The following is an 18,355-nucleotide window of genomic DNA, read 5'->3' as shown; positions in this document are numbered from 1 at the left end:
CAATGGAGGGAGCCCCGCCTTCTGACGGGGCTCCGGCTGACTTACGAACCGACCTTGCGCTTGTTCCACACGTCGAAGCCGACCGCGGCCAGCAGTACCAGGCCCTTGATGACCAGCTGCCAGTCGCTGCCGACGCCGACGAGGTTCATTCCGTTGTTCAGCACGCCCAGGACGAGACCACCGATGATCGCGCCGAGGATCGTGCCCACGCCGCCGCTCATCGACGCGCCGCCGATGAAGGAGGCCGCGATGGCTTCGAGTTCGAAGTTCAGACCCGCCTTCGGCGAGGCCGCGTTGAAGCGGGCCGCGAAGACCAGGCCCGCGAGTGCGGCGAGCATGCCCATGTTGAGGAAGACCAGGAAGGTGACCTTCTTGTCCTTCACACCCGACAGCTTGGCCGCCGGAAGGTTGCCGCCGATCGCGTAGATGTGCCGGCCGATGACCGCGTTGCGCATCAGGTAGCCGAAGCCGGCGACCAGGACGCCGAGGATCAGCAGGACCACCGGAGCACCCTTGTAGCTGGCGAGCAGCATGGTGACGGTGAGCACGGCGGCGATCAGCGCGACGAGCTTGAGCAGGAAGAGGTTCCTGGGCAGGACGTCGAGCGAGAACTCCTGCTGGCGCTTGCGGTCGCGGATCTCCTGGAACACCACGAAAGCGATCAGGCCGATGCCGAGCAGCAGCGTGAGGTTGTGGTAGTTCGTGTTGGGTCCGACCTCGGGCAGGAAGCTGTTGGCGACCTTCTGCAGACCCTCGGGGAACGGGCCGATCGTCTGGCCCTTGAGGAAGATCTCGGTCAGACCGCGGAAGGTCAGCATGCCCGCCAGGGTCACGATGAACGACGGTATGCCGAGATAGGCGATGAGGAAGCCCTGCGCGGCGCCCGCCGCCGCGCCCATGGCCAGGCACAGCACCAGGGCGATGGGCCAGGGTATGTCGTGGTTGACCATCAGCACGGCTCCCACCGCGCCCACGAACGCCGTCAGCGAGCCGACCGACAGGTCGATGTGGCCCGCGATGATGACGAGCATCATGCCGATCGCGAGGATCAGGATGTAGCTGTTCTGCAGCACCAGGTTGGAGACGTTGCGCGGCAGCAGCAGGTCACCGTTGGTCCACACGGCGAACAGGACCACGATCAGGCCGAGGGCGAACAGCATGCCGTACTGCCGCATGTTGCGGCGCATGCCGTCCAGCATCAGCTGGATCAGGCTCTCTCCCGTGTCCGAGCCGCTCTTGCCGGCCGGCGCCGGGGCCGGCGTCTTGGCGGTCACATCCGTGCTCATCGGGTTACCTCTTTGTCCTTCGTCATCTGGCGCATCAGCGTTTCCTGCGAGGCCTCCGCCCGCGAGAACTCACCCGTCAGCCGCCCCGCGGCCATCGTGTAGATGCGGTCGCACATACCGAGCAGCTCCGGCAGCTCGGAGGAGATGAAGACGACCGCCTTGCCCTCGGCCGCCAGCTTGTCGATGACCGTGTAGATCTCGAACTTGGCGCCCACGTCGATCCCGCGGGTCGGCTCGTCGAGGATCAGCACCTCGGGCCCCGCGAAGATCCACTTGCTGAGGACGACCTTCTGCTGATTGCCGCCGGACAGCTTGCCCACCGGCTCGAAGACGGTCGGCGCCTTGATGTTCATGGAGGCGCGGAAGCCCTCGGAGACCTGCCGTTCCTCGTGCTCGTCGACCACACCGTGCTTCGCGACCTTGCCCAGGGCGCTGAGCGTGATGTTGCGGTTGATGGTGTCGATGAGGTTGAGCCCGTAGTGCTTGCGGTCCTCGGTGACGTACGCGATCCCGTGCTTGACCGCTTCGGAGACGGTCTTCGTACGGATCTCCCGGCCGTCCCTGACCACCGTGCCGCTCGCGTACCGGCCGTAGGAGCGCCCGAATACGCTCATCGCCAGTTCGGTGCGGCCGGCGCCCATGAGCCCCGCGATGCCGACGATCTCGCCGCGTCGCACGGAGATCGACACATCGTCGACCACCTTGCGCTGCTGGTCGATCGGGTGGAACACGGTCCAGTCGCGGACCTCCAGGGCGGGCGCGGCGCCCGCCTCCGGCTCGTGCGGCGTCCGCTCCGGGAAGCGGTGCTCGAGGTCGCGGCCGACCATGCCGCTGATGATCCGGTCCTCGGTGGTCTCCGGGGCCTTCACGTCGAGCGTCTCGATCGTCCGCCCGTCGCGCAGGATGGTCACCGAGTCCGCGACCCGCTCGATCTCGTTCAGCTTGTGGGAGATGATGATCGAGGTGATGCCCTGAGCCTTCAACTCCAGGATGAGATCGAGGAGTTTGCCGCTGTCCTCGTCGTTCAGGGCGGCCGTCGGCTCATCCAGGATGAGCAGCTTCACCTTCTTCGACAGCGCCTTCGCGATCTCCACGAGCTGCTGCTTGCCCACGCCGATGTCGGCGACGCGGGTCTGCGGGTTCTCGTCGAGCCCGACCCGCCGCAGCAGCTCGGAGGCGTGCCGCAGCGTGTCGGTCCAGCTGATGAGCCCGCGCGTGGCGTGCTCGTTGCCGAGGAAGATGTTCTCCGCGATGGAGAGGTAGGGCACCAGGGCCAGTTCCTGGTGGATGATCACGATGCCGTGGTGCTCACTGGCCCTGATGTCCTTGAAGGAGCAGACCTCCCCCTCGAAGAGGATGTCCCCTTCGTAACTGCCGCTCGGGTGAACGCCGGAGAGGACCTTCATGAGGGTCGACTTGCCGGCGCCGTTCTCCCCGCAGATGGCGTGGACCTCGCCCTGCTGGACGGTCAGAGTGACGTCCGACAGCGCCTTGACGCCGGGAAAGGTCTTGACGATCGAGCGCATTTCCAGGACGGGTCCCGCCATGGTCGTGCCTTCCAATCACTAGGAGGTGGCGGTTACTTGAGGTCGCTGTCCTTGTAGTAGCCCGTGGCGACGAGCTCCTTCTCGTAGTTGCTCTTGTCGACGCTGACCGGCTGCAGCAGGTAGGCGGGGACCACCTTGGTGCCGTTGTCGTACGTCTTGTCGTCGTTGACCTCGGGCTTCTTGCCCTTGAGCGCCGCGTCGACCATGTTCCCGGCCACCTTCGCCAGCTGGCGGGTGTCCTTGTAGACGGTCATCGTCTGCTCGTCCGCGATGATCGACTTCACCGAGGCGAGCTCGGCGTCCTGGCCGGTGACGACCGGCAGCGGCTTGCTCTTGGAGCCGTAGTCGTCCGACTTCAGCGCGGACAGGATGCCGATGGAGATGCCGTCGTAGGGCGAGAGCACCGCGTCGACCCGGGCGCTCTTGTACGACGAGGTGAGGATGTCGTCCATGCGCTTCTGGGCGGTGCCGCCGTCCCAGCGCAGGGTGGTGACCTGGTTCAGCGCGGTCTGGCCGGACTTGACGACGAGCTGCTTCTTGTCGATGTACGGCTGCAGGACCTTCATCGCGCCGCCGAAGAAGTACTTCGTGTTGTTGTCGTCGTTCGAGCCGGCGAAGAGCTCGACGTTGAACGGGCCCTTCTTGGAGCCGTCCGCGAGACCGAGCTTCTGCAGGATGTAGTTGCCCTGGAGCTCGCCGACCTTCGAGTTGTCGAAGGACGCGTAGTAGTCGACGTTCTTGGTGCCGAGGATCAGGCGGTCGTAGGAGATCACCGGGATCTTCGCGTCGGCGGCCTGCTGGAGCACGTTGTTCATCGACTTGTTGTCGATGGCCGCGATGATCAGGGCCTTCACGCCCTGCGTGATCATGTTCTCGATCTGCGAGACCTGCTGGTCCGGGTCGTCCTCACCGAAGGCGAGCTTGGTCTTGTAGCCCTTGGCCTCAAGGTCCTTGACCACGTTGTTGCCGTCGCCGATCCAGCGCTCGGAGGACTTCGTCGGCATCGAGATGCCGATCGTGGCGCCCTTGGTGTCTCCCTTGGTGTCCTCGCTGCCGCCGTCGCTGTTCTGGCCGCAGGCGGTCAGGGCGAGGGCCAGGGAGGCTGCTCCGGCTATGGCGGTGAGGGCGGCTCTGCGGTTACGCATGATCATCATCCTTGATGTCTTGGACCGGGCTGGGTCTCGCGGAACTCGAACGCTCCGGGAGGTGGAGAGGAAGGCCGAGAAGGTGTGTTGGATTGTGCGCGACTGTGTCGGCTTGTGTGAAGGGGGTTTGTGCGAACGTTATGAGGGAGTGTCGAACCGTGTGAGCGCGCCGGGCAGGCGGGTGCCGAGCGGCGCCATGTCGCTGTCCGCTCCGTGCCGTGCGAGGAGATCCAGGGCGAGCCGGCCGCGCCGCACTCGCTCCCGGGCCGTGCTCAGGGTCAGGTCCCGCAGATGGTGTCCGTACGGGTATATCCCGGGGGTCTTGGACAGCCCGAACTTCAGATAGAGCGGTGCGCCGCGCCTGATCAGCTCGGCGACCTCGTACATCCGCACGTACCCGCCGAGATCGTCGGGGGCCTCGATGTACATGTCCATGGGGGCGGCGGAGACCCGCCGGATCTCGGTGAGGTGACCGAGGGTCAGGTCGCTCGGCACGTTCACCGAGTCGGCGCCGAGGCTCTCGTACACGGCGTACGAGGCCGGGTTGACCGGACCGATCAGCGCCGAGACCTTGAGGGTGGTGTCGGCCGGGATGATCCCGGCGACGCGTGCGCGGTGCAGCGTCCACAGCACGCCCTCGTCGGCGACGAGCAGGCACTTGACACCCAGCTCCGTCGCCCGGACGGCGTCTTCGACACAGCCGGCCACCGCGTCGTGGCCGCGGGCGCGCAGCCCGCCGCCGCGCGAGTCCGTACGGACCGAGGCGCCGATGTCCCAGGTGCCACGCGGGCCGGTGAACAGGCAGAGCTCGATGTCGCGTTCACCGGTGGCCTCGACCATCTCGGTGATCTCGGCGTCGGTCAGCATCCAGACACCGCTGCCCTGACTGATCCGGTGGATCGGCACGTCGAGCCGCGAGGACTCCTTGAGGACCACGGCGAGCGCCTCGGGCCCCTCCACGGAGGGAACCTCGGTGCGCCAGCGACCGCCTCCGGGGAAGGTGTGCGGCGAGGCGTCGGCGGGGGAGAGGGCGGGCGCGCCCAGGCCGAGCGCGGCGAGTGCCTGCTCACCGGGTCGACGGGCTGCCGTAGGGGAGGCGTCGGTCACGAGCTGTCCTTCATGTTCGATATTTCGGGCGAGGTTCGCGTCTTTGGGTGTGCGGGGCCCGGAGTACGCCGGTACGGAGCCGTCAGGAATCTCCGTACCGGCGTACGGCTCAGGTGGTGGTCACGGCTTCAGCAGGACCTTTCCGACCTTGGGGTCACCGGACCCCACCAGCTCGATGGCCTCCGGGAAGGCGGCGAGCGGCAGCTCGTGCGTCACCAGCGGCGACGGATTCAGCAGACCGGCGCCGAACACCCGCACCGTGTGCGCCCAGGCCTCCGGCGGCGCCCCGAACACGGTGTGCACCTCCAGCTGCCGTACGACGAGATCGGTCGGATCGAGCCCCTCGGCACCCGGCGCCGGGATCCCCGTCAGGACCAGGCGTCCGCCGCGCCGCAGCAGGGAGGCGGCGGTGCGCGCGGCGGACGCGGACCCGGCGGTCTCGATGACGACGTCGAAGTCGTCGGGGAGCTGCTGGTCCCTGGTACGGAACTCGGTGGCGCCGAAGTCCTTCGACAGCGCGGCCCGGTCCGGACGGGTGCCCACCACGAGCAGCTCGGCCGGGGAACCCGCCTTCAGGAACTGCACGGCGAACATCCCGAGCGTTCCGGTGCCCACCACGGCCACGCGCTCACCGGGCCGCGCGTTCGCCTTGAGCGCGGCGGCCGCGATGCAGGCCGCCGGTTCGAGCAGGGCGGCGGCGGTCAGATCGGCGTCGTCGGGCAGGACGTGGAGCAGCCGCGCCGGGAGGGTCAGCGTGCTCGCCATCGCGCCGGGCTGGGTGAAGCCGGTCTCCTCGTACCCGGCCGTGCACAACGTTGTCTCGCCCGCGTGGCAACGGTCGCAGACCTGGCAGTTGCGGAATCCCTCACCGACGACCTTGCGGCCGACCAGCGTCCCGGGGACACCGGCGCCGACCTCCTCGACGGTCCCGGACCACTCGTGACCCGGGGTGAGGGGGTAGCGGACGTACCCGTCGGGCCGGTTGCCCTGGTAGACCTCGCGGTCGCTGCCGCAGATGCCGACCGCGTGCACCCGCACGAGCGCCTCGCCCGCCGACGGCCGCCGTGGCTCGTGCGGGGTCAGCCGGTGCTCGCCCGGCCCCTCGACGACGACCGCGGTGCTCACTGCGCCTCCTTGGGCTTGCGCTGCTCCCAGCCGTCGGCCCACAGGTCGAACCGTGCCTGCTGCTGCGGGAACTCGGCCGCCGCGTCGACGTCCAGCTCGACGCCGAGACCGGGCTCGTGGGACAGCTGGAAGTAGCCGTCGACGACCTGCGGGGCGCCCTTCACGACCTTCTTGATCTCCGCGTCCGCGAAGTCGTTGAAGTGCTCCAGGATCTTGAAGTTCGGCGAGGTGAATCCGACCTGGAGGGAGGCGGCGGTCAGGACCGGGCCGCCGACGTTGTGCGGGGCGACCAGGACGTAGTGGGCCTCGGCGGTGGCCGCGAGCTTCCGGGTCTCCCAGATGCCGCCGATGTGGCCGACGTCGGGCTGGATGATGTCGACGGCCTGGCTCTCGAAGAGCTCGCGGAACTCGATGCGGTCGTGGATCCGCTCACCCGTGGCGACCGGGATGTCGACCTTGGCGGCCACCTTCTCCAGCGCCTTGAGGTTCTCCGGCGGCACCGGCTCCTCCAGCCACGCGGGCTTGAAGGGCGCGAGCTCGTGGGCCAGCCGGACGGCGGTGGACGGCGAGAAGCGGCCGTGCATCTCCAGCATCAGCTCGGTGTCGGGCCCGATCGCGTCGCGCACCGCCTCGATGAGCGACACCGAGTAGAGGGTGGCCTCGTGGTCCAGCTCGAAGTGACCGGTGCCGAAGGGGTCGATCTTGAGGGCCTTGTAGCCCCGCGCGACGACCTCCTGCGCGGCCTTGTGATAGGCCTCCGGCGTCCGTTCGGTGGTGTACCACCCGTTGGCGTACGCCTTGACCTTGTCGGTCACCTTGCCGCCGAGAAGCTGCCAGACCGGCACCCCGAGCGCCTTGCCCTTGATGTCCCAGCAGGCCATCTCGATGACCGCGATGCCGGACATCACGATCTCGCCGGCGCGCCCGTAGTCGCCGTACTTCATCCGGCGGACCAGGTCCTCGACAGCGAACGGGTCCGAGCCGAGAATATGGTTGGCCTGCGCCTCGTGCAGATAGCCGAGCAGCGCGTCGGTGTGGCCCAGCATGCGAGTCTCGCCGACTCCGGTGATGCCCTCGTCGGTGTGCACCTGGACGTAGGTCAGGTTCCGCCAGGGTGTCCCGACCACGTGTGTGGTGATTCCCGTGATGCGCACGGCAGATGCCCCCTGTGCTTCAGCTTCAGCTCTGTTCGAAATTTCGTCACACGTTCGAAATGCTGGCGTGACAGTAAGGACGCGGGCCCGGGGGTGTCAATGGGTCGGGCGCATAACGGTTTCGACGAGATGGGTGCAGGATGGCGGGGAATGTTCGGAGGTGTCTCCATCTGCCATAGCGGAATCCTGGGTTCCGTGCAGAACTTTCACAACTGCGCCTAGGAACGTTACCCACGGCGAACTTAGTCTTCCCGCGTCATGGACTACTGCCACGTGTGCCGCAGGCACCTCAACGGCGCCCTCGCCTGTCCTGGGTGCGGCACTCCGGTCGAAGAACTCGACGCGGAGGCGGAGGACACCGACGCGCGCCCCGACGCGCGCCCCGACGCGCGCCCCGAGGGGGGCGCCGACGGGTACGACGGCGAGGACGACGACGCCGAGGACTACGACGCGGAGCGCTCCGGGCGGGCCGCCGCCCGGCGGCGTGGCCGGAGCCGCGGCCGGGACGCCGGGAGCCCGAGCGGCCCGCGGGGCCCGGACGCTCCTGCCGGCACCAGCCGGCGCGACCGCAAGGCCGCCGCGCACCGCCGGCGCCGCCGCCGCACCCTGTTCATCGCGGTGGGCTTCGTGCTCGCGGCCGCCGGTCTGAGTCTCGCCGAACTCGGCGTCGACGCCCCCGGGTTGGGCCCCGGGCCCACGGTGGCCGGAGGCGAGTCGCCGGACGGTTCGGCCGCGGCGGCGACCTCCCACGCGAAGAGCGACCCGTCCGGCCGCGGCAGCGCCTCGGCCACCAGTACGCCCGACGCCTCGGCGTCGTCCTCCGGTTCGGCCTCCGCGTCCCCCTCCGCGTCCGCCTCGGCGACGAGCGAGAAGGGCGCCGGCGGCGAACAGTCGGCGACCGCGGGCACGCTCCCCGGCCGCTTCACCTCGGCCCCCGCGGTCTCTCCGCCCCCCAGGACGTCGACACCCGCCACGGCGGCACCGACGACCTCGGGCCCCGGATCGGACCCCTCGCCGTCGGAGACGTGCAACCGCTTCCTGTGGTGGTGCGACTGACGCTCGCCGTCGTACACCGGGGCCCGCGCCCCGACCCCGGCACGGCAACGGCGGGGCGACGTCGGGCTCCCGCGGCGGTCGCGCGACCCTCTCCGTTCCGGGACATCCTCGGCGATTCCGCCGGACAGCCATCGACGGACCGCGACGGCCATCCCCGGGCTCCGACGAACTCCCCAGGCTCCGACGGACATCCCCAGGCTCCGACGGACATCTGCGGACTCCGACGGGCATCGACGGACCGCGACGGCCATCCCCGGGCTCCGACGGACATCTGCGGACTCCGACGGACCTCGCCCGCCCTGCGGGCCACCGCCCCGCATCCGTGAGCCGCCGTACGCCACCGCGCCCCGAGATGTTCCGCTTCCCGCGCCGCGATCCGTTCCGCTTCCCGCGCGGTGACGCGTTCCTGTCCTCCGGCCCACCCGGGGTGCCGGTCCTCCGGCCCACCCGGGGTGCCGGTCCTCCGGCCCACCCGGGGTGCCGGTCCTCCGGCCCACCCGGGGTGCCGCACCGCCGGTCCTGCGCCGCGTCGCGCCGCCGCAGGGACCCTCAGCCCTCCGCGCTCTCCGTGCCCAGCATGCGGCGCAGCAGATCGCGCAAGTTCAGCCGCTCCTCGTCCGAGAGTTCCGCGAGGGGTTCGCGGGCGAAGTTCAGTGAGTCGCGCAGCCCCCGGGCGACGCCGCGCCCCTCGGCCGTCGCCGCGGCCAGTTTCACCCGGCGGTCCGCCGGGTCGGGGCGGCGCTCCACCAGGCCCCGCGCCTCCAGCCGGTCCACGATCCCCGTGACGTTCGACGGCTCGCACTTAAGCTGCTGGGCCAGGCGCCGCATCGGCAGCGGCTCCAGCGAGAGCAGGCTCAGCAGTCGCGCCTGAGCGCCGGTGAGGGCGTGCTCGGCGGCGGCGTCCTCGTACTCGTCGTGGTAGCGGGCCACGACCGTGCCGATCAGCTCGACGACCTCCATGGTCAAAGGGTCGATCCGGGGTCTCTTTTGGGTGGCCATGGCTCCGAGCGTACCGCGTTACTTGACATCATGAAATATTCAGGCGCATGGTTGTTTCAGGTACTGAAGTATTAGAGCCGCTCGCACCGTGAAAGGCGCACCTCATGTCCGAGACCCCCCAGCTTCCCTCCGTCGGCCGCGCATGGCACCTCGTCAGCCGTCCGGTCGGCTGGCCCGAGCCCGCGGACTTCGCCCTGGTCGAGGCCGAGGTCCGGCAGCCGGGTCCGGGCGAGGTCCTGGTGCGGAACAGCTACGTGTCCGTCGACCCGTACATGCGCGGCCGCATGAGCGCCGCCAAGTCCTACGTCGCCCCCTTCGAGCTCGGCAAGACCATGCAGGGCGGCGCCGTCGGCGAGGTCATCGCCTCGAACGCCGAGGGCGTCGAGGTCGGCGACCACCTGCTGCACTTCTTCGGCTGGCGCGAGTACGCCGTCGTCGACGCCAAGCAGGCCGTCAAGGTGGACCCGGAGGCCGCGCCGCTGTCGACGTACCTCGGCGTCCTCGGTATGACCGGCCTCACCGCCTATGCCGGCCTCCTGCGCACCGCCTCCTTCAAGGAGGGCGACTCCGTCTTCGTGTCCGGCGCCGCGGGTGCCGTCGGCAGCCAGGTGGGCCAGATCGCCCGGCTCAAGGGCGCCTCGCGCGTCATCGGCTCCGCCGGGTCCGACGAGAAGGTCAAGCTGCTCGTCGAGGAGTACGGCTTCGACGCCGCCTTCAACTACAAGAACGGCCCGGTCGCCCAGCAGTTGCGCGAGGCCGCCCCCGACGGCGTCGACGTCTACTTCGACAACGTGGGCGGTGACCACCTGGAGGCGGCCATCGGCTCGCTGAACCGGGACGGCCGCATCGCGATCTGCGGCATGATCTCCGTCTACAACAGCACCGAGCCCGTCCCCGGCCCGAAGAACCTGGCCCGGCTGATCCAGACGCGCGGCCGCATCCAGGGCTTCCTCGTCGGCGACCAGTACGACCTCCAGGGGGAGTTCGTCCAGGAAGTCGGCGCCTGGGTCCGCTCCGGTGAGCTGAAGTACGCCGAGACGGTCGTGGAGGGCATCGAGAACAACCTGGAGGCCTTCTTCGGCGTCCTGCGCGGCGACAACATCGGAAAGATGATCGTCAAGCTCTGATCTGTCGCTGGACTTCCGGCATACGGTAACTTCTTTCCGAAGTCGTCGCGATCGTGGGCGCGAGTCGCGGCGGACCAAGGAGGAACGCACCGTATGTCCATCCAGCAGACCGACGTCCTGTACACCGCCGTCGCCACCGCCGAGAACGGCCGCGACGGCCGGGTAGCCACCGACGACGGCAGGCTCGACGTCGTCGTCAACCCGCCCGAGGAGATGGGTGGAAGCGGCGCCGGAACCAATCCGGAGCAGCTCTTCGCCGCCGGGTACAGCGCCTGCTTCCAGGGCGCCCTCGGCGTCGTCGCGCGCCAGGAGAACGCCGACGTCTCCGGCTCGACGGTCACCGCGAAGGTCGGCATAGGCAGGAACGACGACGGCTTCGGGCTCGTCGTCGAGATCTCCGCGGCGATCCCGAACGTCGACGCCGCCACCGCCCGCGCGCTCCTGGAGAAGGCCCACCAGGTCTGCCCGTACTCGAAGGCGACCCGCGGCGACATCACCGTGACGCTTGCCTGACGGCGCTCGTTGCACACGGCGGAGGCCGCACCCCGGGACGTGGGGTTGCGGCCTCCGCCTTTCCCTCCGGGCTCTCAGGACACCGTCAGGAGCGCCTTCGCCACCTGCGGGAACTCTCCCTTCGGATGATCGCGGAAGAGCGGTTCGGTACCGAACAGCACGGCGTGCGGCCCGGAGACCACCGAGGCCCGGCCGCCGGCCGCCGTCGGCCCGCCCGATCCGTCCTCCAGCGGCCGCCAGTGCCCGGAGACCAGCGGATCGCCGGTCGCGTACGCCTGCTCGACGCGGACTCCGGGGCCCGGGTCGGTGAACCATACGGGCGCGTAGACGAAGCTGTGGTCGGGGGCGCCCGCCGTCACGGAGCCACCCGAATTCACCACTCTCACCACGCCGTTGGCGTCCTGGTTGCCTTCCACCGGCCGCACGTCGAGCAGTCCGGCGGCCGTGTTGAGCGCAGCACCCGTGGCACCGCGTCCGACGAGTCCGTGCGTGCCCAGGAAGGTGTCGAGAGCGGACCGCGCGGCCGGCGTGAGGGCCGCGCGGTCCAGCCCCGAGGACACGAACAGCACGTCCGCCGCCGACCAGTCGAAGCCCGCGTCGAGGATCGCCGTCGACACCGGGACCACGTCGAAGTTCATCTCGCGGAGCGCGAAGAGCTCGCCGGGCGTGACGGCCGCGGCGACGCGGACACGCCGCAGCGGGACGCCCCGCGCCGCTCTCGCGGTGTCGAGGGAGACATCGTGCGCCGCCTTCGCCGCGTCGAAGGAGACGTCGTGCGCCCGGGCGGCCTCGACCGCCTTCGCACGGGCCGACGCCGGCACGACCACCCCGCCGTCGCCGTCCTGCCGTACCGGAACACCCTGCTTCAGAAGGGAGTTGAGAGCGGCGACCTCCTGCGGTGTGCCGAGCCGGAGCCGCAGGTCGCCTTGCGGGGCGACCCGTCCGGCGTGCGGCGCGGCGTCGACCGCGCGCAGCGGGAGAGCCGCCAGCCCCCCGCTCTCCACCCGTTCGACCGTCGCGCCCCACAGACGGCCGAGGCTCCAGCCCGAGATGTCGTACATCGTCGACACCTTGTCGCTGATGTCGCGCCCGTCCGCGAGCATGACATTGGCCAGGCCGCGCTTGGGCTGACGCAGATCGACGACGAAGGAGCCCTTCGGGTACGAGCGTCCCGCGAGCCGGAAACCGCGTGTGGCGCGGGTGACGCGCACGTCGTCGGCGATCAGGTGGGCCACCAGGCGCGCGGCGGCGGCGCTCGAACGCTGGGCCGCGCCCGCCGGAATGACGTACGCGGCGGGGAAGTCGGTCGTGTAGACGTCCTCGGGGCCGATGCCCGGGACGCCGGGGACCGTTTCGGGGGAGACCGGTACCTGCGCGGCACCTGTCGCGCCCCGCCGGAAGACCTCGATCTGGTCGGCGATGAGCGAAGTCCGGTGCGACCGGGCGAAGTCGAGCGTGGCGCGCAGGGCGGCGACCGCGACATCGACGTTGATCGCCGAGCGGCGCCTCAGCTCGGCCACCGGCAGGGTGTCGTACGCCGTGCCGTTCACCGTCATCGGGATCTCGACGGTGTGCGCGGCGACCGCGCCGTGGAAGGCCGCGTACTGCGGGGTGAAGATCGGCGGCCAGTCGTCCCAGCCCTCCTGCTGGTCGCGGAACGGGATCTGGGCGGGCTCCACACCGTCGGCGGCGGGGGTGTACCCGAGACCGTTGACGGCGGCCTCCATGCCGAGGGCGTTGGCGTAGGTGTTCTTGAGAAAGAGGTCGTACTCGTAGTTCTCGCCGTGCGGCGGGGTCGTCGGCTCGATGAGCGTGCCGTTGACGTAGCCGTGCAGATCGAGCATGACGGCCGGCTGCTTGTCGATCGCGATCTGCCGCATCGCGCGCGCCTCGGGCTGCGAGGCGGTGATGAAGTCCCGGTTCAGGTCGAAACCGTTCGCGTTGGCGCGGGTGCCCGCGATCCGGCCGTCCGGGTTCGCGGTGATGTTGAAGTAGAGCCGGCTGTGGGCGAGGAGGTCCTCGGTCCTCGCGTCCGTGTCCGTGGCGAGGTGCTCGATGAGCGAGAGGGCGGCGTCCGTTCCCTCCCACTCGTTGCCGTGGATGTTGCTGTTGAGGAAGACCGGCGTCTTGTAACCGCTCTTGACCCCGGGGTCCTTGGCGGCGGCGCCGGGCGCGTTCTCGATGAGCTCGCGCATCCGCTCCTGGGCGCGGGTCCGGGCGGCGGACTCCGGGGCGGTGACCGTGACGAGGAAGAGGCGGTGGCCGCCCGCGGACCGCCCCGCGACCTCGACGCTCACCCGGTCGCCCAGCCGCTGCAGGGCGTTCAGTTTCGGCGCGATGGCGTGGTACGGGGTGAGGCCGAGCTTGATGGACTTGTCGGCGAGGTTCACCGGGTCGGGGGTGAGGACCTGTTGGCGGGGGTAACCGCGGGTGCTCGCCGAGAGGTCGGTGACGGGTGCGGTGAGCGCGGCGCGGGCGGCGCTCGCGGGCGCCCGCGCCGCGCCGTCGGCCGCGGCGGCGCCGTCACGGACCGGTGGCCTGCGGTCCGCGGTGGCGCTGGTCGGGGCGAGCACCAGCGAGCCGGCCGCGACCGCGGCGACGGCGGCGAGCAGGGCGGGTCTCGGCAGGGGTCGGCGAGGCTTCGGCAAGCGCATGCGTCGTACCTCCGGGGCAGGGGCTTCCTGAGGGTGTGCCGGCGGCTTCCCGAGGACGGTCCGAGGCCTGCGCGGACCGGTCGGGTCGGTACGGCGAGGTGTACCTGTTCGACTCTCGCGCAACAAGAGCGCTTTCCCGTCACAACAGCTCTCACGTCCGTCCCGACGGCCGTCATGGATGCCCCGGACGGCGCATCACCGGGGGGCCGGAGCGGGCATGCTGAGTGCGGCACCCGGCCCGATCCGCCGGACAGGTCCCGGCGGCGACACGTGTGGCGAGGAGAGCCCATGTCCCCGATTCCGTCGCTCCCCAGCAGGGGGGACGTGCTGCGCATGGTGCGCACCACGACCGAGATCACCGGCCAACTCCTCGACACGGCGGGGAACATCACCAGAATCGCCGTCAACACCCTCGACCCCCGGGACGGCTCCGGGACCGAGGCGCTGCGCGTCCTGCGCGAGACGACGGCCGAACTGGCCGAGGCGAGCGCCTCCCCGCAGGCGCAGGAGGCCTTCTACAAGATCGTCGACACGCTGACCCGGCTCGGCACCAGCGGGGCCCCGCTCGCCGTGCACCCGGTGAGCGAACCCGCCCAGGCACTGCTCGCCGCGATCGGCGACAGCCTGCTGCCCGTCCTCGACGCGGTGGAACCCGCGGTCCAGGAGGCCGTCGTCGCGCTCGGCGAACTCGTCGAGGCCACCTCGCCGCTGCTGCCCGCGGCGGCCGGCGTGGCGGCGGGGGCGCTGCTCGCGCTCACTCCGGTGCTCCGGGCGGCGGCGGGTGTGCTGCGTGACTCCGCACCCGAACTCCAGCGCGTCGCCGACGCGTTGACGGCCGCGCTGGCTCCACTGCTGCCTCTCCAGGTGGCCCTGGCCGAGCGGGCGGCCACCGCGGGGGCCGGTGTCGTCCGGGCCGGACTTCCCCCGCTCGCCGACCTCGCGGAGGCCGCTGCCGCCGCCGCGACGGCGGCGCGCCCGCTTCTCGTCGCGAGCGAGGAGCTCCTCGTCGCCGGCCTCGAACAGCTCCAGCCCGTGATGCTGGGCTCCGCCCGGCGCGCAGGCCGCGTCGCCCGGGCCGCCGCGGTCCGCGTCACCGCCGCGATGGCGCCCGCGGCGGACCAGGGAGTGGTGGTCGCCTGACCGCCACGACCGCGTGGACGGTCACCCCGGGGCCCGGCGCCGGGCCCGTCCCCGCTGTGCGGGCCGTTACCCGGGCCGTCACCACCCAGGGGGGCGGTCACCGCGCCCCGGTGCCGGGGCCGACCCGCGGCGCCGAGGCGGCCACCACTGCCCGGTGCCGGGGCCGTCACCGTCCGTCCCGTGCCCAGACCGTCACCACCGTCCGGTGCGGTCTCCCGCGGGACCCCGATAAAGTTTCCCCATGCGCGATCTTGGGGTGGGCTTCGGTTACTTGCTGCGAGGCCAGCGATGGGTGGCCCGGCACGGGAAGAGCTATGGGTTCGGGCTGTTGCCGGGGCTCATCACGCTGGTGCTCTACGCGGCGGCGCTGGTCGGCCTCGGCGTCTACGGGGAGGACTTCGTCACCTGGGCGACCCCGTTCGCGGACGACTGGACCAGTCCCTGGTCGGGCCTGTTCCGCGGCTTCCTCACCGCCGTGCTCTTCGCGCTCGCCCTTCTCCTCGCGGTCCTCACCTTCACCGCGGTCACCCTGCTCATAGGACAGCCCTTCTACGAGAGCCTCTCGGAGCGGGTCGACCGCGACGTCTCCCCGGACGGCACGGCCCCCGAGTCGGGGCTGCCGCTCTGGCGTGAGCTGTGGATCTCCGGGCGGGACAGCCTCCGCATCCTCGTGCGGGCCCTTGTCTGGGGAGTCCTTCTCTTCGCGCTCGGTTTCGTCCCGTTCATCGGCCAGACCGTCGTCCCGGCGCTCGGCTTCATCGTCACCGGCTTCTTCCTCACCGAGGAACTCGTCGCCGTCGCCCTGCAACGCCGCCGCGTCGACCTCCGGGCGCGCCTCGCCCTGCTCCGCGCCCGCAAGACGCTGGTCTGGGGCTTCGGCACCCCGCTGGCCCTCGCCTTCTTCGTTCCGTTCGTCGCGGTCTTCCTGATGCCGGGAGCCGTCGCGGGCGCCACCCTGATGGCCCGCGACCTGCTCGGCGAGGAGATCGGCGAGGGTGCCGGCGAGGACCCCGAGGCAGCAGCCGACGGAGACCCTGAGGCAGCCGCCAAGGGGGAGAGGGCCACCCCTTGACGGAGATCCTCGCCGTCACCACCGTCCCGGCCGGACCCGGCATCACCCTCGCGTTCGCCCCGTCCCACTGACGGCCGGGACGGCCGCGTCCGCGGCCACTGTCAGGATCGCCCGCACCTGATCGATGATGTCGAGACGGTTGCGTACGAACTCGGGGTCCGTCACCGTCCCGGTCGCCGGGTCCGTGTTGCCCGTGCCGAACTGCAGGACGGGCGTGTGGACATGGCCGCCGGGCAGACGCGCACCGAGGCCGAGCCGGTCGCGCAGCAGCGTCGCCCGGTAGGCGATCTCGTTCGACAGATAGTCCCCGCCGCCGCCCGCGCGGGCCCGCGAACCCGGAGTCGGTCCCTCGGGGCGCACGACGGCCTCGGTCCCTCCCGCCGGGATCTCGGTCACCGAGGTGTGGTCGTAGACCGGGAAGCGGCCCGTGTGCGCGGCGACGATCTGCGCGTACGGGAGCGTCGTCGACGTCCACTCGGGCTGCGAGGCCGGGTCGGTGACCGGGACGGTCTCCGTCCGGGAGACGTTCTCGTTGTCCGGAAAGCCACCCCGCCAGGCCCCGTTGGTCCGCTCCACGTCGAACCGGCCGACACGGCCCTGGCTGACCGTCGCGAAAAGGTCCACGTGCGGGAGGTACGGCCGAAGGGTCCGCTCCACCGTCCCCTCCCCGGAACCGGTTGCGCGGGAGGCGTCCCCGGCGAAGTCCCGCCAGCGGACCGGGAACACGACGGTCTCCACGCGCGCCGGACCGTCCGCCGTCCGGATCGTCGTGCCGTCGAGGGCGAGCGCGGTCGCCCCGGACGGGTTGGAGATCCGGATGTCCCGGTCGAGTGTGAACGGGTCGAACCCGGTGACCAGGATGCGCTTCACCCCCTTGCGCGACGGGTAGCGCACGGCGTCCTGGCCGCGGGAGCTCCGCTCCAGGTCGTCCAGCAGACGGGCGCGCCGGGCATCGGTGAGCGCGAACCCGGGTTCCCAGCCGCGTACTTCGCGCGTCATGCCGAGCCGCGCCCAGTACAACGGCCGGTCGTCGTCCCGGCTCAGGTCCCCGCCCGCCGGGCCCCGGCCCTGTGCCCGGTCGACCGCCCGCCGCCACAGCCGCGCACCCTGCCGCTGCACGATCCGCTCGGCCTGCGCGTACGACTCGGCCCGGCCCAGTGCCCGGACGAACTCCGGTGCCACCGTGCCGAATCCGGAGCGCCGCAGGATCTCCTGGGGTGCCGCACCGTCGAGCCGCCGCTCCTCGGCCGTGGAGGTCTCGGCGGCCGTCGCCGACGGGGCGGGCGTCGCGGCGAGTCCCGCCAGCAGCGTCAGCCCGAGTATGCCGATCCGAACGCGTAACCGAGTCAAGGGAGTTCGTGCCTTCCGTCGCGTGGGGGTGCTGCCGGACGGCGGCAGTATCCCGTGACGGGCGGGGCGTTCACCATGGTGCGAGGCGTAAGTGGCCGAAGGGCGTGGGTCGTCGCGCGGGACGGAAGGGAGATGCCCCGGTCCCCGGCGGGCGGCTTCGTCCGGAGGCTTGCGTCCGGTGGTCAGACGGGTGTCCTCGCCGCCGATTCCCGCAGCGCGAAGTCGGCCCGACTCCCCGCCATGGAGGCGGTGCTGGAGCACTACCGGCGCGCCGCCGAGGACCCCGCCGTGGCCGGTGCGGACATCGCGCGAGCCGTCACCCACATCGGTCTCGCGCCTGTTCAAGCCGGACGCCCTCGTGGAGGTCGAGGTCGTCGCGGCGGTCGGCGCCCGTCCGCAGGACTGAGGTCGGTCAGCGCTCGCCCAGCAGCGTGAGGAAGTCCCGGAACGCGGCCGGCATGTCCACCGCCTCCGGGTCCAGCAGCCATTGGTACTGGAGCCCGTCCATCACGGCGACGAGCAGGGGGGCGGCCCGCTCCGGGGTGAGGCCGCTCGGCAGCCGCTCCCCGTACTCGGCGCGCAGCACCGAGGCCATGTTGGCGCGCACCGCCGTGTAGCGCTTCGTGAAGAACTCGCGCGCCGGGTGCCCCTCCGTGACGCTCTCGCCCAGCAGCGCCGAGAAGGTCTGGATGATCCCGGGCCGCATGGCGTTGTACTCGACCAGCGAGACGAGCAGATCGGCCCGCCAGGTGGTGTCCGGCACGGCGTCCCACTGGTCCCGCTCCTTGAGCACGGCGACGAGCAGGGCCTCTTTGGTCGGGAAGTGATGGAGCAGGCCCTGCTGGGTGAGACCCACGCGCTCGGCGACCGCGGAGAGGCTCGCGCCCCGGTAGCCGCGCTCGGCGATCACCTCCAGCGCCGCGCGCACGATCTCCGCGCGTCGCTCCTCACTCCTGGTCCTGGTCGTCATGGCGTCACCGTACGGCATCCGATCACACCAATAATAACGGCAGCATAACGAAACCTACCGCTCTACAGGTAACCGTTGCAGGATGGGCCGACGGCTTTCAACGAGGAGGT

The 18,355-nt window shown here is 70.8% G+C and carries 15 protein-coding genes; 5 read left to right on the top strand and 10 right to left on the bottom strand.

Going from position 1 to position 18,355, the window contains the following annotated elements:
• Positions 1–41: 41 nt before the first annotated feature.
• From mmsB to ACWD68_RS22375, 6 genes are all read right to left on the bottom strand, one after another.
• The gene (gene mmsB / locus ACWD68_RS22400) at positions 42–1,286 is read right to left on the bottom strand and encodes a multiple monosaccharide ABC transporter permease (RefSeq protein WP_451808198.1); all 1,245 of its coding nucleotides are present in this window, start codon (positions 1,284–1,286) and stop codon (positions 42–44) included.
• On the bottom strand, positions 1,283–2,833 hold the full coding sequence (gene mmsA, locus ACWD68_RS22395) for a multiple monosaccharide ABC transporter ATP-binding protein (RefSeq protein ID WP_451808197.1): 1,551 nt from the start codon (positions 2,831–2,833) through the stop codon (positions 1,283–1,285). The genes mmsB and mmsA overlap by 4 nt, the downstream gene beginning before the upstream one ends.
• 32 nt (positions 2,834–2,865) lie before the next feature.
• Positions 2,866–3,978, bottom strand: a complete 1,113-nt coding sequence (gene chvE, locus ACWD68_RS22390; protein WP_451808196.1) for a multiple monosaccharide ABC transporter substrate-binding protein — start codon at positions 3,976–3,978, stop codon at positions 2,866–2,868.
• Positions 3,979–4,116: 138 nt separating this feature from the next.
• Positions 4,117–5,085 carry a hypothetical protein gene (locus ACWD68_RS22385; protein ID WP_451808195.1) on the bottom strand — a complete coding sequence of 323 codons (969 nt, stop codon included), beginning with the start codon at positions 5,083–5,085 and terminating at the stop codon, positions 4,117–4,119.
• A 120-nt stretch (positions 5,086–5,205) separates the two neighbouring features.
• Positions 5,206–6,210, bottom strand: coding sequence for a zinc-dependent alcohol dehydrogenase (locus ACWD68_RS22380; protein ID WP_451808194.1), 1,005 nt, complete (start codon positions 6,208–6,210; stop codon positions 5,206–5,208).
• The gene (locus ACWD68_RS22375) at positions 6,207–7,364 is read right to left on the bottom strand and encodes a mandelate racemase/muconate lactonizing enzyme family protein (protein WP_451808193.1); all 1,158 of its coding nucleotides are present in this window, start codon (positions 7,362–7,364) and stop codon (positions 6,207–6,209) included. Before ACWD68_RS22375 ends, ACWD68_RS22380 begins: the two co-directional genes overlap by 4 nt.
• A 258-nt stretch (positions 7,365–7,622) precedes the next feature.
• Between ACWD68_RS22375 and ACWD68_RS22370 the strand changes: the two genes are divergently transcribed.
• Positions 7,623–8,420: an SCO2400 family protein gene (locus ACWD68_RS22370; RefSeq protein WP_451808192.1), complete on the top strand. Its 798-nt coding sequence runs from the start codon at positions 7,623–7,625 to the stop codon at positions 8,418–8,420.
• 549 nt (positions 8,421–8,969) lie between these two features.
• On the opposite strand, the gene ACWD68_RS22365 is transcribed toward ACWD68_RS22370, so the two are convergent.
• Positions 8,970–9,419, bottom strand: a complete 450-nt coding sequence (locus ACWD68_RS22365) for a MarR family winged helix-turn-helix transcriptional regulator (RefSeq protein WP_451808191.1) — start codon at positions 9,417–9,419, stop codon at positions 8,970–8,972.
• 104 nt (positions 9,420–9,523) lie between these two features.
• Between ACWD68_RS22365 and ACWD68_RS22360 the strand changes: the two genes are divergently transcribed.
• Together ACWD68_RS22360 and ACWD68_RS22355 are read left to right on the top strand one after the other, a co-directional pair.
• Positions 9,524–10,546, top strand: coding sequence for an NADP-dependent oxidoreductase (locus tag ACWD68_RS22360; RefSeq protein WP_451808190.1), 1,023 nt, complete (start codon positions 9,524–9,526; stop codon positions 10,544–10,546).
• 93 nt (positions 10,547–10,639) lie between these two features.
• Complete coding sequence (locus tag ACWD68_RS22355; RefSeq protein WP_451808189.1) at positions 10,640–11,059, top strand: organic hydroperoxide resistance protein; 420 nt, start codon at positions 10,640–10,642, stop codon at positions 11,057–11,059.
• Positions 11,060–11,133: 74 nt separating this feature from the next.
• Here ACWD68_RS22355 and ACWD68_RS22350 read toward each other — a convergent pair whose 3' ends face one another.
• Complete coding sequence (locus tag ACWD68_RS22350) at positions 11,134–13,713, bottom strand: M14 family zinc carboxypeptidase (protein ID WP_451808188.1); 2,580 nt, start codon at positions 13,711–13,713, stop codon at positions 11,134–11,136.
• A gap of 288 nt (positions 13,714–14,001) precedes the next feature.
• On the opposite strand from ACWD68_RS22350, the gene ACWD68_RS22345 reads away from it, so the two are divergent.
• Together ACWD68_RS22345 and ACWD68_RS22340 are read left to right on the top strand one after the other, a co-directional pair.
• Positions 14,002–14,853, top strand: a complete 852-nt coding sequence (locus tag ACWD68_RS22345) for a hypothetical protein (RefSeq protein ID WP_451808187.1) — start codon at positions 14,002–14,004, stop codon at positions 14,851–14,853.
• A gap of 241 nt (positions 14,854–15,094) precedes the next feature.
• Positions 15,095–15,925, top strand: a complete 831-nt coding sequence (locus ACWD68_RS22340; RefSeq protein WP_451808186.1) for an EI24 domain-containing protein — start codon at positions 15,095–15,097, stop codon at positions 15,923–15,925.
• Between the two features lie 42 nt (positions 15,926–15,967).
• On the opposite strand, the gene ACWD68_RS22335 is transcribed toward ACWD68_RS22340, so the two are convergent.
• Together ACWD68_RS22335 and ACWD68_RS22330 are read right to left on the bottom strand one after the other, a co-directional pair.
• Positions 15,968–17,275 carry a pyroglutamyl peptidase gene (locus ACWD68_RS22335; RefSeq protein ID WP_451808185.1) on the bottom strand — a complete coding sequence of 436 codons (1,308 nt, stop codon included), beginning with the start codon at positions 17,273–17,275 and terminating at the stop codon, positions 15,968–15,970.
• A gap of 412 nt (positions 17,276–17,687) precedes the next feature.
• Positions 17,688–18,263: a TetR/AcrR family transcriptional regulator gene (locus tag ACWD68_RS22330; protein ID WP_451808184.1), complete on the bottom strand. Its 576-nt coding sequence runs from the start codon at positions 18,261–18,263 to the stop codon at positions 17,688–17,690.
• Positions 18,264–18,355 lie beyond the last annotated feature (92 nt).

The sequence above is a fragment of the Streptomyces sp. NPDC005141 genome (genome assembly GCF_053599975.1).
The sequence above is the reverse complement of the archived record's forward strand: the minus strand, read 5'-3'. Positions and strand labels throughout refer to the sequence as shown.

Excerpts from the sequence above, each read along its gene's own strand:
- ACWD68_RS22370 (WP_451808192.1), top strand. The coding sequence starts at position 7,623 with ATGGACTACTGCCACGTGTGCCGCAGGCACCTCAACGGCGCCCTCGCC.
- ACWD68_RS22345 (WP_451808187.1), top strand. The coding sequence starts at position 14,002 with ATGTCCCCGATTCCGTCGCTCCCCAGCAGGGGGGACGTGCTGCGCATG.
- mmsA (WP_451808197.1), bottom strand. The coding sequence starts at position 2,833 with ATGGCGGGACCCGTCCTGGAAATGCGCTCGATCGTCAAGACCTTTCCC.
- ACWD68_RS22350 (WP_451808188.1), bottom strand. The coding sequence starts at position 13,713 with ATGCGCTTGCCGAAGCCTCGCCGACCCCTGCCGAGACCCGCCCTGCTC.
- ACWD68_RS22340 (WP_451808186.1), top strand. The coding sequence starts at position 15,095 with ATGCGCGATCTTGGGGTGGGCTTCGGTTACTTGCTGCGAGGCCAGCGA.
- ACWD68_RS22365 (WP_451808191.1), bottom strand. The coding sequence starts at position 9,419 with ATGGCCACCCAAAAGAGACCCCGGATCGACCCTTTGACCATGGAGGTC.
- chvE (WP_451808196.1), bottom strand. The coding sequence starts at position 3,978 with ATGCGTAACCGCAGAGCCGCCCTCACCGCCATAGCCGGAGCAGCCTCC.
- mmsB (WP_451808198.1), bottom strand. The coding sequence starts at position 1,286 with ATGAGCACGGATGTGACCGCCAAGACGCCGGCCCCGGCGCCGGCCGGC.
- ACWD68_RS22330 (WP_451808184.1), bottom strand. The coding sequence starts at position 18,263 with ATGCCGTACGGTGACGCCATGACGACCAGGACCAGGAGTGAGGAGCGA.
- ACWD68_RS22360 (WP_451808190.1), top strand. The coding sequence starts at position 9,524 with ATGTCCGAGACCCCCCAGCTTCCCTCCGTCGGCCGCGCATGGCACCTC.
- ACWD68_RS22355 (WP_451808189.1), top strand. The coding sequence starts at position 10,640 with ATGTCCATCCAGCAGACCGACGTCCTGTACACCGCCGTCGCCACCGCC.